Source organism: Limnobaculum parvum, from assembly GCF_003096015.2.
Lineage (GTDB): Bacteria > Pseudomonadota > Gammaproteobacteria > Enterobacterales > Enterobacteriaceae > Limnobaculum > Limnobaculum parvum.
Genome location: NZ_CP029185.2, coordinates 2006803 through 2033752, shown reverse-complemented (window position 1 = coordinate 2033752; position 26950 = coordinate 2006803). Strand labels below are relative to the sequence as shown.

The 26950-nt window shown below is 44.7% G+C and carries 27 protein-coding genes and 1 tRNA gene; 22 read left to right on the top strand and 6 right to left on the bottom strand.

Going from position 1 to position 26950, the window contains the following annotated elements; all coding sequences use genetic code 11:
• Window positions 1–173 precede the first annotated feature (173 nt).
• Entirely contained in the window at window positions 174–425 is a 252-nt protein-coding gene (locus HYN51_RS08395) for a GlsB/YeaQ/YmgE family stress response membrane protein (RefSeq protein WP_108899619.1), read from the top strand.
• Between the two features lie 92 nt (window positions 426–517).
• On the opposite strand, the gene pth is transcribed toward HYN51_RS08395, so the two are convergent.
• Window positions 518–1108: an aminoacyl-tRNA hydrolase gene (pth, locus tag HYN51_RS08390; protein ID WP_108899618.1), complete on the bottom strand. Its 591-nt coding sequence runs from the start codon at window positions 1106–1108 to the stop codon at window positions 518–520.
• A 307-nt stretch (window positions 1109–1415) separates the two neighbouring features.
• Here pth and ychH point away from each other — a divergent pair, with 307 nt between their 5' ends.
• Window positions 1416–1700, top strand: coding sequence for a stress-induced protein YchH (gene ychH, locus HYN51_RS08385; protein ID WP_108899617.1), 285 nt, complete (start codon window positions 1416–1418; stop codon window positions 1698–1700).
• Between the two features lie 164 nt (window positions 1701–1864).
• Here ychH and prs read toward each other — a convergent pair whose 3' ends face one another.
• From prs to lolB, 3 genes are all read right to left on the bottom strand, one after another.
• Window positions 1865–2812, bottom strand: coding sequence for a ribose-phosphate diphosphokinase (prs, locus tag HYN51_RS08380; protein ID WP_108899616.1), 948 nt, complete (start codon window positions 2810–2812; stop codon window positions 1865–1867).
• Window positions 2813–2962: 150 nt separating this feature from the next.
• Entirely contained in the window at window positions 2963–3805 is an 843-nt protein-coding gene (ispE, locus tag HYN51_RS08375; RefSeq protein ID WP_108899615.1) for a 4-(cytidine 5'-diphospho)-2-C-methyl-D-erythritol kinase, read from the bottom strand.
• The gene (gene lolB, locus HYN51_RS08370) at window positions 3802–4428 is read right to left on the bottom strand and encodes a lipoprotein insertase outer membrane protein LolB (RefSeq protein WP_108899614.1); all 627 of its coding nucleotides are present in this window, start codon (window positions 4426–4428) and stop codon (window positions 3802–3804) included. Before lolB ends, ispE begins: the two co-directional genes overlap by 4 nt.
• A gap of 239 nt (window positions 4429–4667) precedes the next feature.
• Here lolB and hemA point away from each other — a divergent pair, with 239 nt between their 5' ends.
• The 7 genes from hemA to HYN51_RS08335 all read left to right on the top strand — a co-directional run bounded on the left by hemA (window position 4668) and on the right by HYN51_RS08335 (window position 10728).
• Window positions 4668–5930 carry a glutamyl-tRNA reductase gene (gene hemA, locus HYN51_RS08365; protein WP_108902002.1) on the top strand — a complete coding sequence of 421 codons (1263 nt, stop codon included), beginning with the start codon at window positions 4668–4670 and terminating at the stop codon, window positions 5928–5930.
• A gap of 37 nt (window positions 5931–5967) precedes the next feature.
• Entirely contained in the window at window positions 5968–7053 is a 1086-nt protein-coding gene (gene prfA, locus HYN51_RS08360; protein ID WP_108899613.1) for a peptide chain release factor 1, read from the top strand.
• A 9-nt stretch (window positions 7054–7062) separates the two neighbouring features.
• Window positions 7063–7899, top strand: coding sequence for a peptide chain release factor N(5)-glutamine methyltransferase (prmC, locus tag HYN51_RS08355; protein WP_108899612.1), 837 nt, complete (start codon window positions 7063–7065; stop codon window positions 7897–7899).
• Between the two features lie 48 nt (window positions 7900–7947).
• Window positions 7948–8340 carry a SirB2 family protein gene (locus HYN51_RS08350; RefSeq protein ID WP_108899611.1) on the top strand — a complete coding sequence of 131 codons (393 nt, stop codon included), beginning with the start codon at window positions 7948–7950 and terminating at the stop codon, window positions 8338–8340.
• Window positions 8337–9152 (top strand): invasion regulator SirB1, encoded by an 816-nt coding sequence (gene sirB1 / locus HYN51_RS08345; RefSeq protein ID WP_108899610.1) that lies wholly within the window; start codon window positions 8337–8339, stop codon window positions 9150–9152. Before HYN51_RS08350 ends, sirB1 begins: the two co-directional genes overlap by 4 nt.
• A gap of 57 nt (window positions 9153–9209) precedes the next feature.
• Window positions 9210–10064 carry a 3-deoxy-8-phosphooctulonate synthase gene (kdsA, locus tag HYN51_RS08340; RefSeq protein WP_108899609.1) on the top strand — a complete coding sequence of 285 codons (855 nt, stop codon included), beginning with the start codon at window positions 9210–9212 and terminating at the stop codon, window positions 10062–10064.
• A gap of 283 nt (window positions 10065–10347) precedes the next feature.
• The gene (locus HYN51_RS08335) at window positions 10348–10728 is read left to right on the top strand and encodes a DUF1090 domain-containing protein (protein ID WP_108899608.1); all 381 of its coding nucleotides are present in this window, start codon (window positions 10348–10350) and stop codon (window positions 10726–10728) included.
• Between the two features lie 53 nt (window positions 10729–10781).
• Here the strand turns inward: HYN51_RS08335 and dauA are convergent, their stop codons facing one another.
• Complete coding sequence (dauA, locus tag HYN51_RS08330; protein ID WP_108899607.1) at window positions 10782–12482, bottom strand: C4-dicarboxylic acid transporter DauA; 1701 nt, start codon at window positions 12480–12482, stop codon at window positions 10782–10784.
• A 442-nt stretch (window positions 12483–12924) separates the two neighbouring features.
• Here dauA and HYN51_RS08325 point away from each other — a divergent pair, with 442 nt between their 5' ends.
• From HYN51_RS08325 to rtcA, 12 genes are all read left to right on the top strand, one after another.
• The gene (locus HYN51_RS08325; protein ID WP_108899606.1) at window positions 12925–14022 is read left to right on the top strand and encodes a M42 family metallopeptidase; all 1098 of its coding nucleotides are present in this window, start codon (window positions 12925–12927) and stop codon (window positions 14020–14022) included.
• A 38-nt stretch (window positions 14023–14060) separates the two neighbouring features.
• On the top strand, window positions 14061–14339 hold the full coding sequence (sgcB, locus tag HYN51_RS08320) for a PTS sugar transporter subunit IIB SgcB (RefSeq protein WP_108899605.1): 279 nt from the start codon (window positions 14061–14063) through the stop codon (window positions 14337–14339).
• 13 nt (window positions 14340–14352) lie between these two features.
• Window positions 14353–15666 (top strand): PTS sugar transporter subunit IIC SgcC, encoded by a 1314-nt coding sequence (gene sgcC, locus HYN51_RS08315; protein ID WP_108899604.1) that lies wholly within the window; start codon window positions 14353–14355, stop codon window positions 15664–15666.
• Between the two features lie 51 nt (window positions 15667–15717).
• The gene (locus tag HYN51_RS08310) at window positions 15718–16524 is read left to right on the top strand and encodes a BtpA/SgcQ family protein (protein WP_108899603.1); all 807 of its coding nucleotides are present in this window, start codon (window positions 15718–15720) and stop codon (window positions 16522–16524) included.
• A gap of 126 nt (window positions 16525–16650) precedes the next feature.
• Window positions 16651–17097: a PTS sugar transporter subunit IIA gene (locus HYN51_RS08305; RefSeq protein ID WP_108902001.1), complete on the top strand. Its 447-nt coding sequence runs from the start codon at window positions 16651–16653 to the stop codon at window positions 17095–17097.
• A 2-nt stretch (window positions 17098–17099) separates the two neighbouring features.
• On the top strand, window positions 17100–17750 hold the full coding sequence (locus HYN51_RS08300; protein WP_108899602.1) for a beta/alpha barrel domain-containing protein: 651 nt from the start codon (window positions 17100–17102) through the stop codon (window positions 17748–17750).
• On the top strand, window positions 17740–18543 hold the full coding sequence (locus HYN51_RS08295; RefSeq protein ID WP_108899601.1) for a DeoR/GlpR family DNA-binding transcription regulator: 804 nt from the start codon (window positions 17740–17742) through the stop codon (window positions 18541–18543). Before HYN51_RS08300 ends, HYN51_RS08295 begins: the two co-directional genes overlap by 11 nt.
• The gene (gene hxpB / locus HYN51_RS08290; RefSeq protein ID WP_108899600.1) at window positions 18521–19177 is read left to right on the top strand and encodes a hexitol phosphatase HxpB; all 657 of its coding nucleotides are present in this window, start codon (window positions 18521–18523) and stop codon (window positions 19175–19177) included. Before HYN51_RS08295 ends, hxpB begins: the two co-directional genes overlap by 23 nt.
• Window positions 19178–19527: 350 nt before the next feature.
• Entirely contained in the window at window positions 19528–21111 is a 1584-nt protein-coding gene (locus HYN51_RS08285) for a vWA domain-containing protein (protein WP_108899599.1), read from the top strand.
• A gap of 476 nt (window positions 21112–21587) precedes the next feature.
• Window positions 21588–21704, top strand: a tRNA-OTHER gene (locus HYN51_RS16330).
• Window positions 21705–21839: 135 nt separating this feature from the next.
• Complete coding sequence (locus HYN51_RS08280; protein ID WP_108899598.1) at window positions 21840–23063, top strand: RtcB family protein; 1224 nt, start codon at window positions 21840–21842, stop codon at window positions 23061–23063.
• 41 nt (window positions 23064–23104) lie between these two features.
• Complete coding sequence (gene rtcA / locus HYN51_RS08275) at window positions 23105–24130, top strand: RNA 3'-terminal phosphate cyclase (protein ID WP_108899597.1); 1026 nt, start codon at window positions 23105–23107, stop codon at window positions 24128–24130.
• A gap of 1003 nt (window positions 24131–25133) precedes the next feature.
• On the opposite strand, the gene HYN51_RS08265 is transcribed toward rtcA, so the two are convergent.
• A complete protein-coding gene (locus HYN51_RS08265) occupies window positions 25134–25319 on the bottom strand; it encodes a hypothetical protein (protein WP_108899595.1) in 186 nt (61 codons plus the stop codon).
• A gap of 428 nt (window positions 25320–25747) precedes the next feature.
• Between HYN51_RS08265 and HYN51_RS08260 the strand changes: the two genes are divergently transcribed.
• On the top strand, window positions 25748–26929 hold the full coding sequence (locus HYN51_RS08260) for a 5'-nucleotidase (protein WP_108899594.1): 1182 nt from the start codon (window positions 25748–25750) through the stop codon (window positions 26927–26929).
• Window positions 26930–26950 lie beyond the last annotated feature (21 nt).

Here is a 26950-nt window from a genome sequence, read left to right as displayed (position 1 = left end):
GGGAAATAAAGGTTGTTCTATTGAATACACATGCAAAAATAGAAATTTGGACAGGTAACCACTATCATTATCGGGTAACAACATAAAGGAAACAGCTGTTCAACTAATTAACCGAATGACGGGGGAGTTTGAACAGCTAGTCTGACAGGAATGAGTTTTTTTTGGAGGTGTATATGACAGGTTTTATTCTTTGGATCGTATTAGGTTTAGTTGTGGGTATTTTGGCTAAATGGATCATGCCTGGTAAAGATGGCGGTGGTTTTATCGTAACCGTTATTCTGGGGATTATTGGTGCATTAGTCGGTGGATATATCAGCTCCTTCTTCGGCTTAGGTTCTGTAGATGGCTTCAATATCGGTAGTCTGGTTATTGCCGTTCTTGGTGCGTTGCTGGTTCTGTTTATCTATCGCAAAATCAGAGGCTAATTATTTAGCCACTTTTTAACATCAGCCGCTCATTTAGCGGCTGATGTTTTTTCTATCGTCGTATTTTTTATTTGCGTGGGCGCAGCATAAAATTATGCTGTGGCTTTAAATGCATGTAATCGATTCATTGCTTTAGTCACATCTTCTTTTATCAGAATATCCGTACAGCTTAAGGCTTCATCGATGGCTTCATCGATCATCTTCTGTTCAGAGGCCGGTGGTTTACCGAGAACAAATCCTGTGACTTTGTTTTTATCGCCCGGATGACCAATACCAATTCTTAATCGATAAAAGTTAGGATTATTGCCCAGTTTGTTAGCGATATCCTTTAAACCATTGTGACCACCATTACCACCACCCAGTTTTAATTTGGCTACGCCAGGGGGAAGGTCTAGCTCATCATGAGCGACCAGAATTTCGTCTGGAGCAATCCGAAAAAAATTAGCCATTGCCAGCACGGCTTTCCCACTTAAATTCATAAAGGTGGTAGGAACGAGCAGCCTGACATCATCGCCAGCAATATTCAGACGAGCGGTATAGCCAAAAAATTTGGCTTCTTCTTTTAACGGCTGATTATGGCGTTCAGCGAGTAGATCAACAAACCAGGCACCAGCATTGTGGCGAGTTGGAGCATATTCGGCCCCAGGGTTAGCTAAACCGACGATTAATTTAATACTACTCACAGTCAATTCCTACAAAACAGTATGATGATATTGGGAAGACAAAATAATAAGCAAGTTAGTTTACTCTTAGTCCACTGAATTACAAAATTGCAATCAGATTGCTTGATTGAAGTATTGTACCTATCGAGAATGCGTTGTTATTGTCGTAGCACAAATGGCTAAATTTGCTGTCTACTGAATTGTAAGTAAATTGTAAGGATTATTGGTCAAGCTGTGACCTTATCCACACAAATAATGTATTTACCTGTCTATACTCATAGTGAATATAAGGTTAAATCACTTCAGCAAGCTTTTGGTGGAGGGTACTATGAAACGCAGAAACGCAGTTTTACTCGGCAATATCCTAATGGGGCTAGGTTTGGTTTCAATGATAGGGGGTGTTGGCCTGACTATCCTCGGTCATCTGAAGGATGTGGTGCTTTTACCGGGAGATTTGGCTCATATACCCATTATGGGGATATTCGTCGGGGCCTTAGTGTGGTTGGTGGGCGCGCGTATCGGTGGGCGTGACCGAGTTGCAGATCGCTACTGGTGGATTAAACACAGCGATAACGGTGCGCGCAGAAGTGGATATCGCCATAAGCATCTTTAGTTTAAGCTTTTGGTACAATCAGCTAACAGGTTGAACGGTTGGATGTTGTAATTTTTTATTAATCGATGGCTTGCTAATTATGCTGCTTTCCAATTGAAAAGCCCGTTATCCAATATAGGATAACGGGCTTTTTTCATTAGACAGCTTTTGCCAATGCTTAGGGATTAATGCTCAAACATGGCAGAAATTGACTCTTCGTTACTGATTCGGCGAATAGCCTCAGCCAGCATGCCAGAAAGCGTTAACGTACGAACTTTATTAATCGCTTTAATTTCGGCAGACAGCGGAATTGTGTCACAAACCACCACTTCATCAATCACGGAGTTTCTGATGTTATCGACAGCATTACCTGAGAAGATGGGGTGAGTCGCGTAAGCAAATACACGTTTGGCGCCACGCTCTTTCAGTGCTTCAGCCGCTTTACACAGAGTGCCACCGGTATCAATCATGTCGTCAACCAAAACGCAGTCGCGGCCGTTAACATCACCAATAATATGCATCACCTGAGAAACGTTAGCACGTGGGCGACGTTTATCGATGATAGCCATATCTGTATCGTTAAGCAGTTTAGCGATAGCACGGGCGCGAACCACGCCACCAATGTCTGGAGAGACAACAATAGGACTTTCCAGTTTTTGTTGCAGCATGTCTTCAAGCAGAATCGGACTACCGAATACGTTATCAACAGGGACATCGAAGAACCCTTGAATCTGTTCAGCATGCAGATCGACGGTTAATACGCGGTCAACACCAACGCTGGAAAGAAAGTCAGCAACGACTTTAGCCGTGATTGGTACACGTGCTGAACGTACGCGACGATCCTGACGGGCATAACCAAAGTAAGGAATTACCGCGGTAATACGACCAGCAGAAGCACGACGTAGCGCATCAACCATAACGACTAATTCCATTAAATTGTCATTGGTTGGTGCACAGGTGGATTGGATAATAAAGATATCGCCACCGCGTACGTTTTCATTAATTTGAACACTCACTTCACCGTCACTAAAACGGCCTACAGCGGCGTCACCAAGAGATGTATAAAGACGATTGGCTACACGTTGTGCTAGTTCCGGCGTAGCGTTACCAGCAAAGAGCTTCATGTCAGGCACGAGAAGAACCTCAGGCTTGCATCCAGATAAGATATCATCGCGGGCAGGGATAGAGCTGACCCATTGATGATATACGGAAATAGAGACTACAAAATGCTGTAAACAGGGCCGACTCCAGAATAGCTTTGGTTACAACATTTAAAGTAGTGCTCATACTTGCCTTGAGAGTATAGCTTGCAACGGTGAGGTATTGACACCTTGCGCAACAAAACCATGTAACCACTCAGGGGCTTGTTTTAACACATCAACAGCCGCCGCCTGTGTATCGAATTCCGAAAATACACAAGCACCTGTTCCCGTTAGACGTGATGGTGCATATTCTAACAGCCAAGAAATGAGCTGTTCAACCTCGGGGAACCTTTTTCTTGCGATTGGTTCACAATCATTTGAAAAAGGTGAGGCTAAAAGGGTGGTGAGAGTACGTTTTGGCGTATTTCTAACCAGTTCCGGTTCGTTAAAGATCAAGGGGGTGGGAATATGTACACCCGGATGGGCCACTAAATACCATTTCTCTTTGGGTTGGGTCGGCTGTAATTTTTCACCAACGCCTTCCGCAAAAGCGGCATGACCGTAAATAAATACTGGAACATCAGCACCCAGTGTTAGTCCAATTTTGCATAATTGCTCGGTTGTCAGCCCGCACTTCCACAAGTGATTAAGTGCTACCAATACCGTTGCTGCATTAGACGAACCACCACCCAAGCCACCACCCATAGGTAAAATTTTGGTAATGGAAATATCAGCTCCCAGATGGCAATCACTGAATTGTTGCAGCATTCTGGCTGCTCGGACAATCAGATTCTGTTCATCTGGAACGCCGCTAATCGGCGTTAATAGCCGAATTTGCTGATCCTGCCGCAGTATAAAATTGAGGGTATCACTATAATCAAGAAACTGAAACAGTGTTTGTAAATCGTGATAGCCGTCAGGGCGACGGCCATTAATATACAAAAACAGATTCAGTTTGGCGGGTGAAGGCCAGTTAACCATCATTGCAGCGTCCAACTGTCCATCTTCAGTTTAATACGCTCTTCGTCATGGGCGATCTCCAGACGGCTTGGCAGGGCTGGTTGAACATCTTGATTATAGGCTTGATAGTCAACGGTCCAAGTTTGTCCGTTTTGCTCCAGTGTCACTTTATTCAAACGAGCTTCAGGTGTCAGAGTGTAATTTTTAGCATCGGCTGGCAGGCCAAGCATCCACTTGCGCATATTATTTAGAGGAATACTCATGCCCGTCAGTTCTTGGATCATCTTTTCTGCATCATCGCTGACATAGCGTTGGCCTTGATCGTCCGTCAACTGTACCAGACCTGGTTGAACGTTTAGCTCCATGACGGTATTACCTAACGGGTTGGTTAATACTAAACGGTATTGTTCAGGGCTCTGTTGCTGCCAGAAAAATCGGGCATACACCTTTTGCTCAGATGAAAGATAAGCAAAAGCACCACGCGTTTGATATTGAGATAGTGCCGTAACTTGTTGCTGATGTTTTTGCCACTCAGGGGAGGAAGAGGACACAGTCGTACTCTGTTGACCGGTTAATGTACAGGCAGTCAAAAATACGCTGGCTAAAGGGATCAATTTTAAAAAAGTAGCAGTCCGTGTAAATGTCATGATGTTCTCGCCGGGATCCTGTCGGTAACCGATAACGCTAATAGCCTTAAGGTTAAGCGTCAATCAGATTGTTATTACGGGTAAAAATTAATAGTACAAAGTATATCTGTTTTACGTTGATAAATCCTGTAAAGGCCCTTTCACGATAAGTAGTGACTTTTATTGGTAGTCAGCATCAAGTAGAATGTGCCAACGAAATACCGATTCAACTGAGAAACTACAATAATTATAACTATTTCATGACGCTGTTTGCACTTGGAATCAACCATAAAACTGCCCCGGTATCATTGAGGGAAAAGGTGACCTTTTCTCCCGATACATTAGGTGATGCATTACGAAGCCTGCACCAACAACCTTTGGTGCAGGGCGGTGTCCTGTTGTCTACGTGCAACCGAACTGAGTTGTATTTAAGCGTTGAACAGGATGAAAATACGCTACAACAGTTGATTAAATGGTTATGTCAGTATCATCAGTTATCGCCAGAAGAATTAACGAGAAGCCTGTACTGGCATCAAGATTCTGACGCAGTAAATCATCTAATGCGTGTTGCCAGTGGGTTGGATTCGCTGGTACTGGGTGAACCCCAGATCTTGGGGCAGGTGAAGAAGGCGTTTGCCGAATCGCAGGAACACCGTAAGTTAAATACTGAACTTGAGCGTTTATTCCAAAAATCATTCTCCGTGGCAAAACGCGTTCGTACTGAAACCGAAATTGGTTCCAGTGCGGTGTCGGTTGCTTTTGCCGCCTGTACGCTGGCGCGTCAGATTTTTGAATCAATGAGCGACGTGAATGTTCTGCTGGTTGGCGCCGGTGAAACCATTGAGTTGGTCGCTCGTTATTTACGCGAGCATCAGGTTAAAAAAATGGTTATTGCCAACCGCACGCGAGAAAGAGCACAGCAGTTAGCCGATGAAGTTCAGGCGGAAGTTATCACGCTACCCGAAATTGATGAACGCTTATATAAAGCCGATATTATTATCAGTTCAACCGCCAGTCCGTTACCTATTATTGGTAAAGGTATGGTTGAACGTTCGCTGAAAGCTCGCCGTAATCAGCCGATGCTCTTTATCGATATTGCCGTACCGCGTGATATCGAACCCGAAGTGGGTAATCTGTCAAACGTCTATCTCTATACCGTCGATGACTTGCATGCGATTATTGAACACAATTTATCGCAGCGAAAAGCGGCGGCAGTGCAGGCTGAAGATATTGTTCAGCAAGAAAGCGCAAACTTTATGGCATGGGTGCGCTCACAGTCCGCCGTCTCTTCTATTCGGGATTACCGTGCCATGGCGGATGGTATTCGGGAAGCGTTAGTGGAAAAAGCATTGTCCTCCATTGAACAAGGGGCTGATGTTGAAAGCACGATTAATGAACTGGCCCATAAGCTCACCAACCGTCTTATTCACGCACCAACCAAATCTCTCCAGAAAGCGGCAAGCAGCGGCGATCTGGAACAATTGAATGTATTACGTGACAGCCTCGGGCTGGATCAGTATTAGTTTTCTTTTATTTTATTCACAAGGTGTTTAGCCACGCATGAAACCTTCTATTGTTGCTAAATTAGAAGCATTACAAGAGCGTCACGAAGAAGTACAGGCTCATCTGGGTGATGCGTCTGTTATCGCCGATCAGGACCGATTCCGTGCGCTTTCGCGGGAGTATGCACAACTGGAAGATGTCACCCAATGTTTTCGCCAGTGGCAGAAAGTGCAAGAGAATCTGGTTACGGCCGAAATGATGTTGGCTGACCCTGAAATGCGTGAAATGGCTCAGGAAGAGATCGATGAAGCCAAACAGCAAATCGACACGTTGGAGCAGCAGCTTCAGGTATTGCTGTTACCAAAAGATCCTGATGATGAACGCAACTGTTACCTTGAAGTTCGCGCTGGAACTGGCGGTGATGAAGCAGCTATTTTTGCAGGCGATCTATTCCGTATGTATAGCCGTTACGCGGAAGCGCGTCGTTGGCGCGTTGAGATTATGAGTGCTAACGACGGTGAGCACGGTGGCTATAAAGAGATCATCGCCAAAGTGACCGGCGATGGTGTATATGGTCAGCTTAAGTTTGAGTCTGGTGGTCATCGGGTACAGCGCGTTCCAGAAACAGAGTCGCAGGGGCGTATCCATACTTCTGCCTGTACTGTTGCGGTTATGCCAGAAATTCCAGAAGCAGAGCTGCCGGATATTAACCCGTCGGATCTGAAAATTGATACTTTCCGCTCTTCCGGTGCGGGTGGTCAGCACGTTAACACCACCGACTCCGCTATCCGGATAACTCACTTACCAACTGGTATTGTGGTGGAGTGTCAGGATGAACGTTCCCAACACAAAAACAAGGCTAAAGCGTTATCGGTATTAGGTGCGCGTATTCGCGCCGCCGAAATGCAAAAGCGTCAGTCTGAAGAGGCGTCAACACGTCGTAATTTATTGGGTTCTGGCGATCGTTCTGACCGTAATCGTACGTATAATTTTCCTCAGGGGCGGGTAACCGACCATCGTATTAACCTGACGGTTTACCGTTTAGATGAAGTGATGGAAGGGAAGCTGGATATGCTAATTCAACCTATTGTTCAGGAATATCAGGCTGACCAATTGGCAGCGTTGTCTGACCAGGATGCATAACTTGACACCATGACATTTAATCAATGGTTAGAGCAAGCCATCGCAAAATTGACCGGCGGTGATAGTCCTAAGCGGGATGCGGAAATCCTGTTGGGGCATGTGACGGGAAAAACGCGGACATTTCTGATGGCATTCAGCGAAACTGCACTGAGCGCTGAACAAGAATCGCGTCTTGACGAACTGTTGTGCCGCAGACGACAGGGAGAGCCCATTGCCTATTTGGTCGGTTCCCGCGAGTTTTGGTCGCTGTTATTAAAAGTTTCACCGGTAACATTGATTCCCCGACCGGATACCGAAAAGTTGGTGGAGTTAGCATTAGAACGTTTACCCACGATTGATTGCGATATTCTGGATTTGGGTACTGGAACTGGCGCAATTGCGCTAGCGTTAGGTCATGAGCGTCCCGATAGTTCAGTGACCGGCATTGATTATCAAGTCGAGGCTATCTCACTGGCGCAAGATAACGCGGATAATCTGAATATCAACAACGTCCATTTTGTGCAGGGTGATTGGTTTGAACCTCTTAACGACGCTTACTTTGATATGATTGTCAGTAATCCGCCCTATATTGATGAAAGCGATCCGCATTTGAACCAGGGTGATGTACGTTATGAGCCAAACAGTGCATTAATTGCGGCACGGCAAGGCTTCGCCGATTTAGACCATATTATTGAACAAGCACCGGAATACCTTAAACCTGGCGGCTGGCTATTACTGGAACATGGCTGGACTCAGGGGGAACAGGTACGAACTCTGTTTAAACAGCGTGGCTTTGTATTGATCGCTACTCATCAGGATTATGGCGGCAATGAGCGGGTAACTCTGGGACGCTGGTTTAAACATTAAACTTGAATTATCACTGGTCAGACACCAGATAAACAGGAACCGTTTTATATGTACATATGGGTAAAACATTTACATGTTCTCACTGCGGTAATCAGTATTGTGCTGTTTATTTTGCGTTTTTACTGGAAGTGGCGAGGTTCTGCCATCATGCAGCAGCGCTGGCTCAAGATTGCTCCGCATCTGAATGACACCATTTTATTTGCCACTGGCGTAGTATTAATCTTTATCACTCACTTTTACCCATTCTCTATTCAAGGAACTTGGTTAACTGAAAAGTTGGTCGCCGTGGTGATTTATATTGTTTTGGGGTATATCGCTCTGGGAAAAGGGAATCGAAGCCAGATGGTTAAATCGGTAGCATTTATGGCCGCGATACTCAGCCTATATCTGATAGTGATATTAGCAACAGATAAAATGCCGTTATTTATGGGGTACGCATGAAGCGCGGAAGTATAACTGATTTTGAGTTTAATAATCATCCGTTAAATGAAGGTATCTACCTGATTACTCGTTTAATTCGTGATGATTTTTCGGAAGATCAGGTTCGTTATGAGTTAGACCAGTTAGCCGAGAAGGCCAGAGCCCTGATTTCTGAAGAGTTGGGCGCAGACCTACAGTTAGCGCAGTTACTGGAGTTGTTCTACCATACTTGGGGATTTGGTGGTGCGGCCGGCGTCTACAATTTGTCAGATACTTTATGGTTAGATAAAGTGCTAAAAACCCATCAGGGAGCACCTTCATCATTAGGTCTGATATTAATGTATATCGCCAATCGCTTGGATATACCTCTTTATCCGGTGATTTTCCCAACCCAACTGCTGATTAAGGCTGAATGGCTGGACGGTGACAGTTGGATGATTAACCCACTGAATGGTGAAACATTAACCAGTCATATTTTGGATCTCTGGCTTAAAGGGCACTTAGGTATTAGCGCCACGCTGAGCAATGACGATCTGAGTGATGCCGAGAACAGTCAGGTTATTATACGGCTGTTGGGTTCTCTTAAAGGCGCATTAATGAGGGAGAAGAAACCGGAGTTAGCCCTGAGAGCCAGTGAATTGGTCCTGAGCTTTGACCCGGAAGATCCCTATGAGATTCTCGATCGTGGTTTGATTTATGCACAACTGGAGTGCAATCACGTTGCCGCGAGAGACTTGAACTATTTTGTAGAGCATTGCCCGGAAGATCCGGTGATTGATGTTATAAAATTACGACTTAACGATATTGAACAAAACACTGTCATGCTTCATTAAGATGTGGTCAATGGCGGCGGTTAAATCTGTTAATTAAGAAATTAAGGAAAAGACAGCATGAGTCAGAAAGTGGTTAAGATTGGTGACATCAAGGTAGCTAACGACCTGCCATTTGTCCTGTTTGGCGGTATGAACGTGCTGGAGTCACGGGATCTGGCGATGCGTATTTGTGAGCATTACGTTACCGTTACGCAAAAGTTAGGCATTCCTTATGTCTTTAAGGCCTCTTTTGACAAAGCCAATCGCTCTTCTATTCACTCTTACCGTGGGCCTGGCCTAGAAGAGGGAATGAAAATTTTCCAAGAGCTAAAACAGACATTTGGTGTAAAAATCATTACCGATGTGCACGAAAGCTGGCAGGCTCAACCGGTAGCCGATGTGGTTGACGTCATCCAGTTACCGGCATTCCTAGCCCGTCAGACCGATCTGGTGGAAGCTATGGCGCGTACCGGCGCCGTTATTAACGTTAAAAAACCTCAGTTTGTTAGCCCAGGTCAGATGGGGAATATTGTCGATAAATTCAAAGAAGGCGGTAACGATCAGGTTATTCTTTGCGATCGCGGTAGTAACTTTGGTTATGACAATCTGGTCGTGGATATGCTGGGCTTTAACGTGATGAAGCAAGCAACCGGCGGTCATCCAGTGATTTTTGACGTAACCCATGCCTTACAGTGCCGTGACCCATTTGGTGCCGCATCGGGTGGGCGTCGTGCTCAGGTTGCAGAACTGGCTCGTTCTGGTATGGCGATTGGTATTGCCGGTTTGTTCATTGAAGCGCATCCCGATCCTGCACATGCTAAGTGCGATGGCCCTTCAGCGCTGCCTTTGGATAAGCTAGAACCGTTTCTAGCACAGATGAAAGCCATTGATGAGCTGGTTAAGCGTTTTCCGGAGCTGGACACCAGTAAATAATTGTTTGAAATAGTGAAGTGAAAAAGGAGAGCTACGGATCTCCTTTATTTTGCAACCCATTAAACGGTATGTGTTAATTTTATAACACGCATTAATCTTAATGGCGCCCATCGATTTCTTTCACTAACTAATATGGGGTTATATTTTTATTAATCTAGGTTAGAAATATTTCAGTAAATGCTATGAATGGTATCAATGGCTTGGTAACGTGTGTTATCGTGTTACTATCCCTTCAGTTCTCAATGGGTTGATGGAGGGTAATTGATTCTTATGGAGATAGTATATGTTTAAGAAAATCTGTTTAATTGTTCCTCTGGTTATTTCCCCAGCCATTTTTGCGGCGGAATCTAATACGGGTAAAGATTACTGCGCAATAAAAGAGGAGAAAATTAATCAGCAAATAGAATATGCAAAGAAAGATAATAACCCAAATCGTTTGGAGGGTTTAGAGCGAGCATTAAGTCATGTAAAAGCTCACTGTAGCAATAAAGATTATGTTGCCGATACTGAGCGTAAGATAGCGGATAAAGCGCGTAAAGTTGAAGAATGTCGTCAGGAACTGGCAGAAGCGAAAGCCACCGGTAAGTCTGACAAAATCAGTAAAAAGCAGAAGAAGCTTCAGGAAGCTGAGGCCGAACTGGATGAAGCGCTCAATTCACTGTAGTGATTAAACTGCGTCGGTGAAAATGATAAGCCCCGTTTTAAACGGGGTTCAGATTAGTTAGGAATTCCAGACCCCGCCATCAACGCCTCTTCCATCGAAGAATAAAATGCCAGTTTACCGCGAATAGGCTTGATACCCGCCCGCGCCAACGTCTTTAATGGTTGATACGGAATATCGCAGTTAATCAATTCGGTGCCTTCTGGCAGAATATCAATAAACCGTTGGAATGCACTAAGTCCACCGGCATCCAGTACGGGTACCGCATCCCACAGCAGAATAATTACTCGCTGGTTTTCAATACGCAACGTCAGTTCATTGAATATTCTTTCTGCGGCGGCAAAAAACAGCGGGCCGCTAACGCGCATGACCAGACGGTCGGGCGTTGACTCAGTGGTCATTTCTGTTAAACGAGTCATGCGAGCAATCCGCCGCATAAACAGTAATGAGGCTAGAACAATACCAACGGTAATGGCGATGACCATATCGAACAGCACCGTGAGGCTCATACAAAGCAGCATCACAATGATGTCATCTTTTGGTGCTCGTCGTAGAATATCGATGACTTTATGTGCCTCACTCATGTTCCATGCCACCAACAACAGCAGTGATGACATGGCAGCCAGAGGCAAGTAGGAAAGTGCAGGGGACAAAACCAGTAACGCCATAATCACCAATATTGAGTGAACAATGGCGGAAATAGGGGAACTGGCACCCGCCCGGACGTTAGCGGCGGAGCGGGCAATGGCCGCGGTAGCGGTAATGCCGCCAAAGAATGGAGCCGTCAGATTTCCCAGCCCTTGACCGATTAATTCACCATTAGAATGATGCTTTTTACCGGTCATTCCATCCAATACGACAGCACAGAGCAGCGATTCAATGGCACCCAACATAGCCATTGAAAATGCGGCAGGTAGCAAAGCAGAAATGGTATCCCAGTTGAGTGTAAACGTTTTGCCACTGATATCAGGAATGTTCCAAGGCAGTACAAACTGAGGAATAATCGGTGGAATACCCTGACCGCTGCTGCCATCAGGCATCAGGTAATGAAACTTGGAGCCTATCGTGGCAACCGAGTAGCCAAACCAAGAGAGCAGCGCCATGACAGCCGTTCCCGCCAGCAATGCGGGTAAGTGGCCTGGAATGCGTAATTGCAAACGGGGCCATAACACCAAGACGGCCAACGTAACGCTGGCAATCAGGGTATCTGCCCAACTGATAGTTGGCATGGCGGAAGCCAATGCGACAACCTTATCTATGTAGTGCTCAGGAACATCCAGCGTCAGGCCAAAAAAGTCCTTAATCTGCATGGTTGCGATAGTAATACCGATACCGGAGGTGAAACCTAAGGTGACAGAGATAGGAATATATTCAATCAGACGGCCAAAACGAGCCAGTCCCATAATCACCAAAAATGCCCCAGACATCAGGGTGGCAATCAGCAAACCGGACAGACCAAACTGCTGGGATACCGGATAGAGGATAACGACAAAGGCTGCCGTTGGTCCGGAAACGCTGTAACGCGAGCCTCCAGTAACCGCAATTACAATGCCCGCAATGGCTGACGTGTATAGACCATATTGCGGTGGTACTCCGCTGGCTATTGCCAACGCCATGGCCAGCGGGATCGCAATAATCCCTACGGTAATACCGGCAATAATATCTTTAAGGAAACGTTGAAGTGTGTAGGACTCGCGCCAACAGGCATCAATTAGTGCACTGAACGGACTGACACCGTTAATTCCATGCGTTTTCATCGTGGGATAACCCGCCCTCAAAATAGAGCTAAAAAATGTCGGACTGCAACAACCCGTCGCAAATTTACCTGATAACCATACTCCCTTTGTAACGTTATTGCATGGGGATTATCAATAATATCTGACCATTACAAGCATTATATGTTGAATTTTTGGCTTAATATGCGACAACCATCTAATTTTCACCACAAGTCATCATATAGCCATAAAACCCATTGGCAGGTAAAAACAATCAAAGCGAATGAGTGAATAATGCTAACAATCACTTTAATTGATTATTTTATTTTGAAATCAATCACAGAACTCGCTATTGGCAAGGATTTAGCCAATCAGTAGTGATGCATGTCACAAATTTAACGCCATTGTAAGCATATAAACGTTCAGTAGTTGATTGAATGGAGGCGCATTGAACGCCTTCAAAATAGCGAAACGGGGCGGATATATGACTTTTGATGTTCAAAAAAATTTAATCAGTTTATTGGCGCTGGATGGTATTTCTGGCCATGAACATAAAATAGCTTCGGTTATGCAGCAGCAGTTTAGCCAGAGTGCTCATCAGGTATGGCAAGACCGATTGGGGAACGTGGTTGCTCAATACGGTAGCCAATCCCCCGATGCATTCAGACTGATGGTTTTCGCGCATATGGATGAAGTGGGTTTTATGGTGCGCAAAATTGAAGAAAACGGCTTTTTGCGCTTCGAACGTGTTGGGGGGCCAGCGCAGATTACGATGTCAGGTTCCACTGTCAGATTGGACGGTGAACGGGGGCCAGTACCGGGTTGCATCGGTATTAAATCTTATCATTTCAGTAAAGGTGACGAGCGTACTCAGTCGCCGAGTATCGAGCATTTGTGGATTGATATCGGCGCCACAGATAAACAGGATGCCGCCCGGATGGGCATCAAAGTCGGAACCCCGGTGTGTCTGTATAACCCTCCACAACTTTTAGCTAACGATTTGGTTTGCAGTAAAGCGCTGGACGATCGGCTGGGTTGTACCGCGCTGCTGGGCGTTGCCGCAGCAGTAGAACAGATGGATCTGGATATAGCCCTTTATCTGGTGGCCTCAGTACAAGAGGAGTTTAACATCCGGGGGATTTTACCGGTACTGAGACGGATTAATCCAGATATGGCAATAGGTATTGATATCACGCCATCTTGTGATACGCCCGATTTGTCGGATTACTCCGATGTGGTGATTAATAAAGGTCCGGGTATCACCTGTCTGAATTATCACGGTCGAGGAACGCTGGCGGGTCTTATTACTCCCCCTAAGTTGATCGCTTTTCTGGAAAAAACAGCGGCAGAGCATCAGATCCCGGTACAAAGAGAAGTGGCTCCGGGCGTGATTACTGAAACGGGATATATCCAAATGGAGCAAGATGGTATCCCTTGTGCCAGCCTGTCTATTCCCTGCCGTTATACCCATTCTCCTAGCGAAGTTGCCAGCATTCGCGACCTAACTGATTGCATTCGATTATTAACCGCCATCGCTCAAGTGAAAGGGCATCAGTTTCCTGTTGCCGCTCGCCAAGTGTAGGCATATACAAACTCTTTCCAATGATGAGGTACAGCACGATGAAGAAGATATTGGTAGCCTGTGGAACAGGCATGTCCACCTCAACCATGATAGCGCAGCGACTACAGGAGTATTTGACCTCCCAAGGTATCGCTGTGAGCACATCACAGTGCAGCCTAAATGAGATCCCTTATAACTGTAGCGGAATGGATCTGATCGTGACATCCATGAAGGTGGATAAGGATTACGGTATTCCTACACTGAACGGCGCACCGCTATTAATTGGTATTAATGATGATGTGCTTAAAGAAAAAGTTAAAGCACTGTTAAGCCAATAGGGCAGGAGGCGTTATGTTTGATTACATTTTGTCTCTTGGCGGAACCGTTTTCGTACCGATGGTGATGATTCTGATCGGTCTGATTTTCAGAATCCCTGTTCTGCAAGCGGTGAAAGCGGGTGTCACGGTAGGTATTGGTTTTGTTGGTATGGGGTTAGTCATTGTGATGGCAATAGATAGCCTCAGCCCGCCAATAAAAATCATGATTGAACGCTTTGGCTTGCACCTGCACATACTGGATGTGGGGGCGGGGCCAGCTTCCGGCGTGGGTTATGCCACAGCCATTGGCGCAATTATTATTCCGGTGATTTTCTTACTTAATATTGGCATGTTGGTCACCCGCCTGACCAAAACCATGAACGTTGATATCTATAATTACTGGCACTACGCCATTACGGGTACTGTCGTACAGTTAATGACGGGAAATATAATCTACGGGGTGCTGGCGGCAATCTGCCATGCGGCGCTTTCTTTGAAAATTGCTGACCTGACGGCTAAACGAGTACAAAGCATTGTTGGATTAGAAGGGATCTCGATTCCACAAGGATATGGTTCCAGCTCGGTACCGCTGTTTATCCTGCTGGATAAGCTCTATAGCTATATTCCGTTTCTTAAAGGACGAAATATTGATGCGACAGAGATTCAGAAGCGTTTCGGCATGGTTGGCGATCCGGTGATCATCGGCGTTGTGCTGGGGCTAATTTTTGGGTTGTCTGCCGGAGAAAACTTTAAAGGCACCATGACGTTAATGATCACCGTTGCGGCGATTATGGTACTGTTTCCTCGAATGATTCGCCTGATAGTGGAAGGCTTAATGCCGATTTCAGACGGTGCGCGTAAATTCTTCCAAAAATATCTCCACGGTCGGGAAGTCTATATTGGTCTGGATACCGCCGTGACGTTGGGGCATCCAACTACCATTGCCGTAGGCTTGCTGCTCATCCCTATCATGTTATTGATCGCCAGCGTATTGCCCGGCAATCAGGTATTACCACTGGCGGATCTGCCTGTCGCACCATTTTTCATTTGCATGGCAACGGTGATTCATCGCGGCGACTTAATTCGCACCTTAATCAGCGGAATAATTGTCATGATTACCGTATTGCTCATTTCTACTCAGTTCGCCCCTTACTTTACTGAAATGGCCCGTAACGGCGGGTTTAGCTTTGCTGCGGATGGTGCACAAATCAGTGCGTTATCGGTAGGGAATATGTTTGGTTGGTCAATTGTTGAATTAATGGCTATGGGCATTATTGGTGTAGTGATTGCGGTGGGTGCGGTATGTGCAATTGTACTGTGGCTACGTACCAAAGAGTTATCTGCATAATTGATGATTAACAATTTTTATTCATGTTTTAATTAAATAGGAGTAACAGTGATGAGTTGGCTTAAGTCAGTTATTGGCACAGAAAAAACGGTGATAGCCATGTGTCATTTTCGAGCACTACCGGGAGACCCGAGTTTTGATGCCAGCAAAGGGATGAGCTGGGTGATAGATAGAGCATATGATGATTTGACCGCATTACAGAATGGCGGTGTGGATGCCGTGATGTTCTCCAATGAATTTAGTATGCCCTATTTAACCAAAGTGAAACCAGAAACCTCGGCTGCGATGGCGCGTATCATTGGTCAGTTGATGACGGAAATTCGGGTTCCTTACGGTGTTAACGTACTCTGGGATCCGGTGGCCTCTTTCGATTTAGCTATGGCGGTAGACGCACTGTTTATTCGGGAAATTTTCACCGGGGCTTATGCCAGTGATTTCGGGGTTTGGAATACCAATGTGGGGGAGACCATCCGACATCAGCAGCGTATTGGTGCAGGAAAAGTGAAAACGCTGTTCAATATTGTGCCGGAAGCGGCGGTCTATTTAGGTAACCGGGATATTCAGTCAATTGCTAAATCAACCGTATTTAACAATCGGCCGGATGCGCTTTGTGTTTCTGGTTTGACTGCCGGAAGTAAAACCGACTCGGCAACGTTGAAGTTAGTGAAAGATACCGTCCCGAATACGGTGGTATTAGCGAATACCGGAGTCTGTCTGGAAAACGTAGAAGAGCAATTGTCCATTGCTGACGGTTGTGTTACTGCAACGCACTTCAAAAAAGACGGTATCTTTGAAAATTTTGTCGATGGGGATCGCGTAGCGCGATTTATGGACAAAGTTCGCAGTATTCGCCAATAAAAAGGGATAAGCAACGTGCTTACCCCCGGTAGTTAGCCATTGAACCGGCTATTCCCCCAAAGTCTTCGCCAAAAGTACCTTTGGGGGAATATTACAATAACCTAATAGTGAAAGGAGTCAACGATGTTGATTGAGGATGGTAAAGCCACACAGGCTTCACGCCATGTGGAATCATGGCGTGAAGCAGTGGCGCTGGCAGCTACACCTTTGATTGAACTTGGCTACGCAAAAATAGAGTATATACAAGGCATTATCGATAATACGCTGGAATATGGGCCGTATTATCTGATAGCACCGGGAATTGCTTTACCCCACGCGCGCCCGGAACAGGGCGCGATTCGTAACGGCGTGGCATTTACCACATTGTCGCAGCCAGTCAGCTTTGGTCATGAAGAATGCGATCCAATCTGGTTGCTCATTTGCGTCAGCGCAACGGATGCGGAACAACATATAAAGACTATTCAGGCTATTGCCTCTTTATTGGACAATTCAGCGCTGATAGCACAAATGCAACAGGCCAAAAGTGATGAGCAACTTTATCGGGTGTTGCATTCAGCAACGGTGGATATCTGATTATGTTAACCACTATTCATCCTTCATTGGCTTCTGCCAGTCAGCTCGAATTAGGAAGAACCCTCGACGTGTTGAATACTGCGACGGTGGGTTCGATACATTTAGATATTGAAGACACTAGCTTTATCCGAAATATCACTTTCGGTGTAAAAACGGCGACTCAGGTTGCCGGTGTAACGCATCATCCCTTATCGTTTCATTTAATGGTCAATGATCCATTTCCGTGGATTGAGTGGTTGAAACCACTCAATCCAGCTTGGGTATTTGTTCATGTTGAAACGTTGGCGAACCCCGCTGAAATTCTGGCACTAATCAACGGTATTGGCAGTAAAGCGGGGCTGGCCTTTAATCCGGCAACACCACTGGAACCTTATTCTTATCTTGCGACACTTGTCGATAGCATAATGATTATGACCAGTGAGCCTGACGGTATGGGACAGCGTTTTAATCCACTGTTGATTGATAAAGTTACACGAGCCGCTTCACTATTTAAGACAAGGGAGATATGGGCTGATGGGGGCATTACGCTTGCTGCTGCTAAGAAACTTCACATTGCCGGAGCGCGGCATCTGGTGCTGGGTCGGGCCCTTTTTAATTCTGAAGACTATGTGATAAACGTCAATACTTTTCGAGAGGTTGGGTATGAGCGATAAACGTTCCGATCGAATGCGTAATATCTTGCACTATCTATGGCAGCATAAAAAGATAGAAACGCGTCAGGCCGTTGAACTGTTCGGTTACGCCGAAGCGTCCGTCAGACGAGACTTTCAGATTATCGTGGATGGCTATCCTGGCATGGTTCGTTGCCACGGAGGGATCGTTTTTGACAAAACTACCGTAGACCAAGAATATATTTTTGATGTTAAACAAAGTATTCAGCGCGTGGCTAAGCAAGACATTGCTCAAGTGGCGCGTAATATGATGAAGCCGGATGACTGTATTTTACTGGATTCAGGTTCAACCTGCTTGGAGTTGGCTAAACGGCTGTCGGATATCCCTGCCAAAGTGATTACCACCGATGTAAAAATAGCCAATCAATTGGGTTGTTATAACCAACTGGAAAGCTATATCGTCGGAGGCATGATCCGCTCTGGGTATTTTTCCGTGGGGGAAAGCCTAGCTGTTGATATGTTGAAGTTATTTTCAGCGGATAAAACCTTTATGTCTTGTGATGCGCTGTCATTGGATAGCGGCATAACCAATTCCACTGTTTTTGAGGTAGGGGTGAAGAAAATGCTGATCCAGCGGGCTCGACAAGTCGTGTTATTGGCCGATCACAGCAAATTTGATCAGATAAAACCTCACAGCGTGGCGACGTTACTCTCGATGAGCTGTATTATTACTGACGCGTTACTGCCAGAGGAGACGTTCCAACGTTATCGGCAGGCAGGAATTAATATCATCAGAGCAGGAGAGAGAGGGTATGACGACGGCTATTATCTTTGATATGGATGGTGTATTGGTGGATTCCGAACCTGTTTGGGTTAAGGTCGAACAGGAAATTTATTTGCAGCGCTATGGGGTCCACTTAGGCCATGAGGATTTTAAAGACAGCGCAGGTATCCGTATTGATAAATTACTGATTGAGCATCACCGCCGTTATTCACTCCCGTTGGAAGATATCCCTCTCCGTGTTGAAGAAATCGTTACTGATGTTGGACAACAAATACAAACCCATCCCCAGCCGATGTCAGGCGTAGTGGAACTGTTGGAAACGATTCAACGGCACGGTTTACCGATGGTGGTTGCTTCTTCTTCACCACAAAAGCAAATTGCCTGTGTATTGGAAGCGTTAAATATTAGCCATTACTTTTCTCACCAAATTTCTGCTGAAGGCATGATCAATGGTAAGCCTCATCCGGCGGTGTTTTTACGAGCGGCAGAGATACTTAACGTTAGCCCGGAAGAGTGTATCGTGATTGAAGATGCGGTAAACGGTATGGTGGCGGCCAAAGCGGCCCAGATGAAAGTGATTGTTATGCCTGCGCCAGAAGCGCGTCAGGATAAGCGATTTGGATTAGCTGATGTGCAGGTTAATACGCTGAACGAAGTTTGGCATGCAATACAGCAGTTAAAATAGACGTATCTTGTTCATAATTGAAAAGAGCGTGCTGAATGGCAAGGCGATAACCCGATTGCGTTGCCATTTTTTATATTAATAGATAATTATTTATCCTTATAGATAGTTATATCCCCAGCTGGTTTTCCGTTGAGGTATCCCTCAAAATTAAAAATAAATTTAATTTTCTTTTAATTCATGTGATTAAATTTATTTTTCCGTTGATTTTAAAAGTTGGCACGCTTATCGCTATATATCTGGCATGAAGGGCAGCAACGTTAGAACACACCATCAAAGATTAACTGGTAGTGATAACAACAGAAGGTTGCGTTTTGTCCACCAGATTAAATTTGTCTCAAAGGAGAATGAGCATGGCGAATATTCAACTATTTAAATCATTAAAGGGTCGCCTGTTACCAAAAGCCAATAGCCTGAACCAAGCAGGTGGAACGGCATACCCGTTTAGTGCGGAACATGCTCTGGCCCAGTACGCTGCGACAGGGTGCTTAAACGGTACTTATTACGCCTCGGCAGAAACTCAGTTAGAAACAGTGATGACGTTGTGTTCTCAAGTTGACCCGTTAATGCTGGCAAAAATAGCGGTGTACTGCCGTCAATACGGCTACATGAAAGATATGCCGGCATTGCTGCTAGCGGTGCTTTCAGTTAAGGGAAAAGCGTATTTACCGATGGCGTTTCCACAGGTGGTGGATAACGGCAAAATGTTGCGTAACTTTGTGCAAATATTACGTAGTGGCACCGTTGGACGTAAATCTTTAGGGACTCGTCCTAAAAAATTAGTGCAGGATTGGTTAAATAACGCTAGCGAGCGAGCTTTATTATCGGCAGCAGTCGGTAATAATCCATCGTTAGCTGATGTGGTAAAAATGGTGCACCCGAAACCTCAAGAAAGCTGGAGAGAAGCCTTCTTTGCTTGGTTAATTGGGAAACCTTATGATGAAAATGCATTACCTCCCATTACTCGTGCGTTTGAACAATATAAACGCCAAGGTAGCTGTGATGAGGGTGGATTACCGGCAGTGCCGTTTCAGATGTTGACGTCCTTGAATTTAACCACGGCTGACTGGGCGGAGATCGCAAAGCAGGGTAGCTGGCAAATGGTGCGAATGAATCTGAATACCTTTGCCCGTCACGGCGTGTTTGAATTGCCGGGCATGGCAAAAATGGTTGCTGACAAGTTGAGTGATAGAAAGAACATCATGCAGGCAAACGTGTTCCCATATCAGCTAATGACGGCATATCAGTCATCCAGTAAAGCGATCCCGCTGATGGTGCGCGAAGCATTACAGGATGCGCTAGAAATTGCATTAGAAAATGTATTACCCGTGGTGGGGAAAATGGTGGTATGTCCAGATGTATCTGGTTCTATGCATTCGCCGGCAACCGGTTTTCGCCCTGGAGCAACAACCGTAACCCGCTGCGTTGATATTGCGGCATTAATTGCTGCCACTTATCTGCGTAAGCAGCGAGATACGGTAATTTTACCCTTTGAGTATCAAGTGGTAGAGAGCAACCGGGTAACATTGAATCCAAGAGATACGGTACTGACCAATGCCGCCAAGTTGGCTGCGGCCTGCGGTGGTGGAACAGATTGTAGCGCACCGCTGAAATGGTTAAATGCTAAAGGCATTCGTGCTGATTTGGTACTGTTGGTTTCGGATAACGAGTCTTGGGGAAGTATAAATCGTAAGGGAAGTGGCGCAACAGAAACCATGCGCCAGTGGGAAATGTTTAAGCGTTTTAATCCGTCGGCCAGACTGGTTTGTCTGGATATCCAGCCCAATGCCACCACACAGGCAAAGGAACGGGATGACATTCTGAATATTGGTGGGTTTTCTGACACCGTATTTCAGTTGATTAGCGCATTTTCCCAAGGACAAATGCAATCTCAACATTGGTTAGGTGAAATTGATAAAGTGACATTGTCACAATAACTGAGCATCGTGGCATAACCGCTAGAACTAAATGATAAGGAATTTACTTTCCCGATCACCATAATGTTATGCCTCGCCTGATAAAGGAGGAATGCCGATGGAACTACATCACTACGAATGAGGAGGTCACGGGTTCGAATCCCGTCGGTTCCGCCACAATGGAACCGTAGCTCAGAGGCAGAGCACCGGATGCTTGCATCCAATACGTTTCATCACTGTTGTCCTCCGCTTTTTCAGGGCCAGAGTTAGATTGTTAGATTAATCGTAAAAATAATAGTTAGCACCATTGCAGAACAACGCAAACGGGTAACCAATGCCCGCAGGGATTACATAGCTTAGCCGGTTCAAATCCGGCCTCGGTAAGGCGAAATCTCAGCATCGTTGGTTGTTATCGGTTTGCTTTATGAATAAGCGGTAAATGCAGGCGAAACTACATTGTTCCCGGTTCGAGCCCGGGTTACTGAGTCATCAGTAATAGCTCAAGTGGTAGAGCACGTGTTTCGCATAATACTTGTTACCGCAGCTAAATACAGGGCAAATGCCGGTGGAACTACATCCAAGTGCAAAGGTCGCGGGTTCGACTCCCGCCGGAATCTAACCAGGTTCCGTAGCTCAGTTGGATAGAGCATTGTGAATGTTTCACTAAAACTTGTTGCCCGACCTCAATGAATACCGTTTGTTGAAATGATAAGACAAACGAAGAAATGGAAAAGAGTAAAGGATAAATAATGAAACCTTCAATTCAGGTAATGAACGTTGAGAATGGCCGCCCGGTGAAAATGTGGACTCAGGGGGTGCCGGTTGAAGACGAGGCTAAACGCCAGTTAGAGAACACGGCCAAAATGCCGTTTATCTTTAAACATATTGCGGTGATGCCGGATGTGCATTTAGGTAAAGGATCAACCATTGGATCCGTTATTCCTACTGTGGGGGCGATTATTCCGGCCGCAGTGGGCGTGGATATTGGTTGTGGCATGATTGCGGTAAGAACCTCTCTGCACGCCAGCGATTTGCCGGATAACTTATCTGCCGTGCGTGACGCCATAGAACGAGCGGTTCCACATGGACGAGACGTTAATCGATCCAAACGAGATAAAGGTGCCTGGAATGATGTGCCTGAAGTAGTAAACCGCGCATGGTTACAGTTAGATCCTGACTTTAAGCAGATTATTGATAAATATCCGAAGTTAAAAAATACCAATAACCGTGTTCATTTAGGAACCTTGGGAACCGGTAACCACTTTATTGAAGTTTGTCTGGATGAGAACCAGGCAGTGTGGTTTATGTTGCACTCCGGTTCACGAGGTATCGGTAATGCTATCGGAAGCCTGTTCATTGAACTGGCTAAAAAGGATATGCAACGACACTTCATTAACCTACCACATCAAGATTTAGCGTATCTGGTTGAAGGGAGCGAACATTATAACGATTACGTTTTTGCCGTTGATTGGGCGCAACGTTATGCCCGATTAAACCGTGAAACCATGATGAATAATGTGATTGCCGCAGTACGTAGTGTTATCACCAAGCCCTTTACTTTAGAGATGCAAGCGGTGAACTGTCACCATAACTATGTACAGAAAGAGCAGCATTTTGGTCAAGAGGTCTTGGTAACGCGTAAAGGTGCAGTGAGCGCTCAGGCGGGTGAATTAGGGATTATTCCAGGCTCCATGGGGGCAAGATCCTTTATTGTGCGAGGAAAAGGTAACCCGGACGCGTTCTGCTCCTGTAGCCACGGAGCGGGTCGAACCATGAGCCGTACCGAAGCCAAACGTCGTTTCTCGATAGAAGATCAAATCAAGGCGACGGCTGGCGTTGAATGCCGTAAAGATTCAGACGTTATTGATGAGATACCAATGGCCTATAAAGATATTGATGCAGTGATGACCGCACAGTCAGAACTGGTAGAAATTGTTCATACTTTAAAGCAGGTAGTTTGTGTTAAAGGGTAATTACCTGATGCGCAAAGTATAAGATTAAACAGGAGCGTAAAGTGCAATGGATTGAAATTGATGGTTCAAAAGGTGAAGGTGGGGGGCAAATTCTCCGCAGCGGGTTGTCGCTGTCTATGATCACCGGTAAAGCCGTGAGTTTTACCCATATTCGAGCCGGGCGAAGTAAGCCCGGTATTATGCGCCAACATTTAACCGCGATTCTGGCAGCACAACAGGTTTGTGCTGCTCAGGTGAGTGGAGCAACATTAAATTCAACTGAGTTGACGTTTATTCCCGGTCAAATTAAGTCAGGAGACTATCAGTTTGATTTAGGTGGTGCAGGCAGTTGTGCATTGGTATTACAAACGCTGTTACCGGCCTTATGGTCAGCCAATGGTGAAAGTCGAGTGAAATTGATCGGTGGTACACATAACCCTATGGCACCATCAGCCAGTTTTCTGCAGCAGGTTTGGCTGCCATTAATGGCGAAAATGGGCGCAAAAGCAACCTTAGTGGTACATCGCTGTGGCTTTTATCCTGCGGGTGGCGGTGAGGTTGAAGTGACCATTGATCCGGTTAAACAATGGCAGGCGCTACATTTGCCTCAGCGCGGTAAACTGATTGATATCGGTGCACAATCACTGATCGCTGGCGTACCTGAATCCGTTGCTTTCAGAGAATTGAACATCGTAAAACAGCAGTTAAAGGCTGACGAATCAATGTTGTGCTCGGTTGATGTTTCATCAGCACGTTGTGCCGGTAATGCGCTGTTAGTAAAGCTGCAATTTGAGCATTTAACCGAACTATTCTGTGCGATTGGTACTAAAGGAAAAGCGGCAGCGAAAGTGGCACAGGAAGCTTGTGATGAAGCACAAGTCTATTTGAAGTCGGCGGCGGCGGTGGGTGAGTATTTAGCCGACCAATTACTGTTACCAATGGCTATAGCAGGGGAAGGGAGTTTTACAACACCAGTGATAACTGACCATCTTTCTACCAATGCTTTCGTTATCGGTCAGTTTCTAAATTGCCGTATTGATATTCAATCTGTACATCAGGGAATTGAAGTAAACATTCAAAGACAGTGAAACCGAAAGAAATCTATCGGGCAGCATGGATAACACCAGATAAGGGCACTCTAATATGAGTGCCCTCTTTATTTTTCCAGTCTAAAAAATTAACGCCCATTTATTAAGTAATAACTTATCTTTAATGTCACGCATGCCTAATTTAAAAGTAAATGGCTAAAATTTACTTATGTATTTTTTGGTGTTTTCCGATGATGTTTTTCACCTATGCTTTTAAGTTCATTTCTAACTTTGTTTTTATGATTTAAATTTTACGATTTTGTATTTAGGTATAATTTAAATATGATTAATTTTAATTAATTTACTTTAAAAAAATAAATAATAATTTATTTAAAATAAGAACTGATTTTTTCAGGTGTCCTTTTTTATTTCAATCAATTGATTTTTTTGATTAAATTTAATTTAGCTGATGGTTTTGATTGATTGGGCGGTAAGAACGATTTATTTTGATTTTACTCTCAATTTAATATTAAATTCTATTGGGGGAACATACCCAAGTATGATTGAATAAAATAACTTTGGATAATTCACTTTAAGTATTGCAATAGCCTTATATTGTAAATAACAGTCATGTTCTTAAAAAAATAATTCAGAATACCTGAGTCTTTTTTCTATAAAGTGGAAGTAAATATAAAGCGTGTTGAAACTTTAAGGCAGGCTTTTGCTGGGAGGGAAATATGAAAGGTAATAAACCGATTTGTCATTACTGTGGCGAATCTAAAACAGTTAACCGGCATGGAACAGCTCAAAATGGCTACCCTAGATTTTATTGCAAATCGTGTAAAACAACATTTCAAACCAGTTATATCTATAAAGGCTATGAAGAGAATATCCTGAGACAAATAAAACGTATGTCAGAGGATGGTTATTCGCCCGAAAGAATAAGTTATGAACTGAAGATTGCCTTGACATCCGTACGTCAATACATGAAGCACGAGATAATCGCGCAGTAATACCATCAATGAGACGCTATGCCTATCTTAAGTTAGATAAGGGGTAGGCGTTAGTGTAATGTCAACAGGCGATTACCTAAGCAGAAGTGAACGCGGGTTGACGGTATCTTCATTCGCATCGACATCAGACTTGCCGTTGTAACCGCAGTCAGGCTTAACCAGATTAATACGGGTAAAATAGCGACACCACTGCCAACGCCCGTGGTGCTAATTTCTATAACAATCAAACCACGCACAAAGCATCCCAGGCCCGGAAAATCCAAATATTGTTAAACACGCTTATGTGTTGTTTTTGATCGCGGTAATGATATTGGTGAGAAACCGCCTTGGAATCGCTACGGTAGCCAGTATTTATCAGAAGATCTCAATCTTGCGGTAGTGAAATAAATTGTGAAAAATGAGATACATTTATCAACCTTACTGGAACAAAAAGGAGAAATAATGAATACTGAGATTCAGTCGCTTTGTTTTAATGAAAATAAATTTGATTTCGGTGGTACAAACGTTAAATTGACACCTGATTACAACATAGCGAACACAGACATTGAGCGCTAAAAATGACTAACCAGAAAGTTAGTGAATTTATCTAAAAAAAGCCATATGTCTGAAATCCATGCTATGGATGGTTGAGCATCTACAATATTCAAAGGGAAATAAAAACATTATGGCATTCGATCTATCTAAAACGTTGGTGATAGGCATCTCAGCTACAGCGCTATTTGATTTATCAGCCGACAACGATATGTACCAGGAAAAGTTACAGCAAGATCCTGATTCGGCCATGAAAGAATTTCGGCTCTATCTGCGTGGAAATGAAGATAAGCCGTTAAATGATGGTGCAGGCATGCCGCTGGTAAAATCGATACTGGCCTTGAATGAACATAAAAAATCTAATGATGACGGGCCTGTTGTTGAAATTGTTGTCGTCTCTCGCAATGCGCCAGAGGTTGGTTACCGAGTATTAAAAGAGATCAAAAAGCGCGGATTAAATATTTCGCGTTCGGCTTTTACTTCTGGTGAATCGATTAGCGATTATCTGGATGCATATTATATCGATCTGTTCCTGACAACCGACATGCAAGAAGCTAAGCGGATAATGGATAATAATCAGTGTGCTACCGCTTTGGTGTATGCACCGAAGAAGACGCTTGAGCAGACTGCATTACCTCAACTGAGATTCGCTTTTGATGGCGATGCGGGGATCTTTAACGCGATTACGGGTCATGAATCCGAAGCTTCAGTTAATCCAGGTCCTCATGCTAATTTATTGATTAAATTATCTAAAGTACAAGAACGCATTTCTGAAAGTCTGGATCATTCACCGCTGCGGGTGGCGTTGATTACCTCTCAAAACAGTTCCAGCGATCCGGCTGAAATGACCATGGTTGATACACTGAAACATTGGGGTATCTATATAAATGATATTTTCTTCCTTGGTGGTTTACAGAAGACCCGTTTCCTTAAGGCATTTAAACCTCACATCTTCTTTGATAGTCAGGATTCTCAGCAAGATGCAACAGAATTGGATATGCCTTATGCCAAAGTCATGTATACCAATTCGGCTACAACATTAGCGCTAGAAGCGAAAGTAACGGAGGCGTCGGAAGAGGGAAAAAAGTCTGAAGTACTTAAAGTCGAAGCTAAAGAATCGGCAGAGAAGAAAGCCACGGTGATGGTGGAAGACGATAATGACGAAGACAATGAAAAGCTGACGACAGAAGAAAAGAGAAAAGAGGGTAATGAACTGGGCGTTTCTTTAGATGAATGCCTGAGTCCTGCTCCGCCAGAAGATTTAAGTAATTTACTAAACAAATTTATTCGCAAAAAACCTGCTGATGCAGAATAAGATTGTTTAATGATAAATATC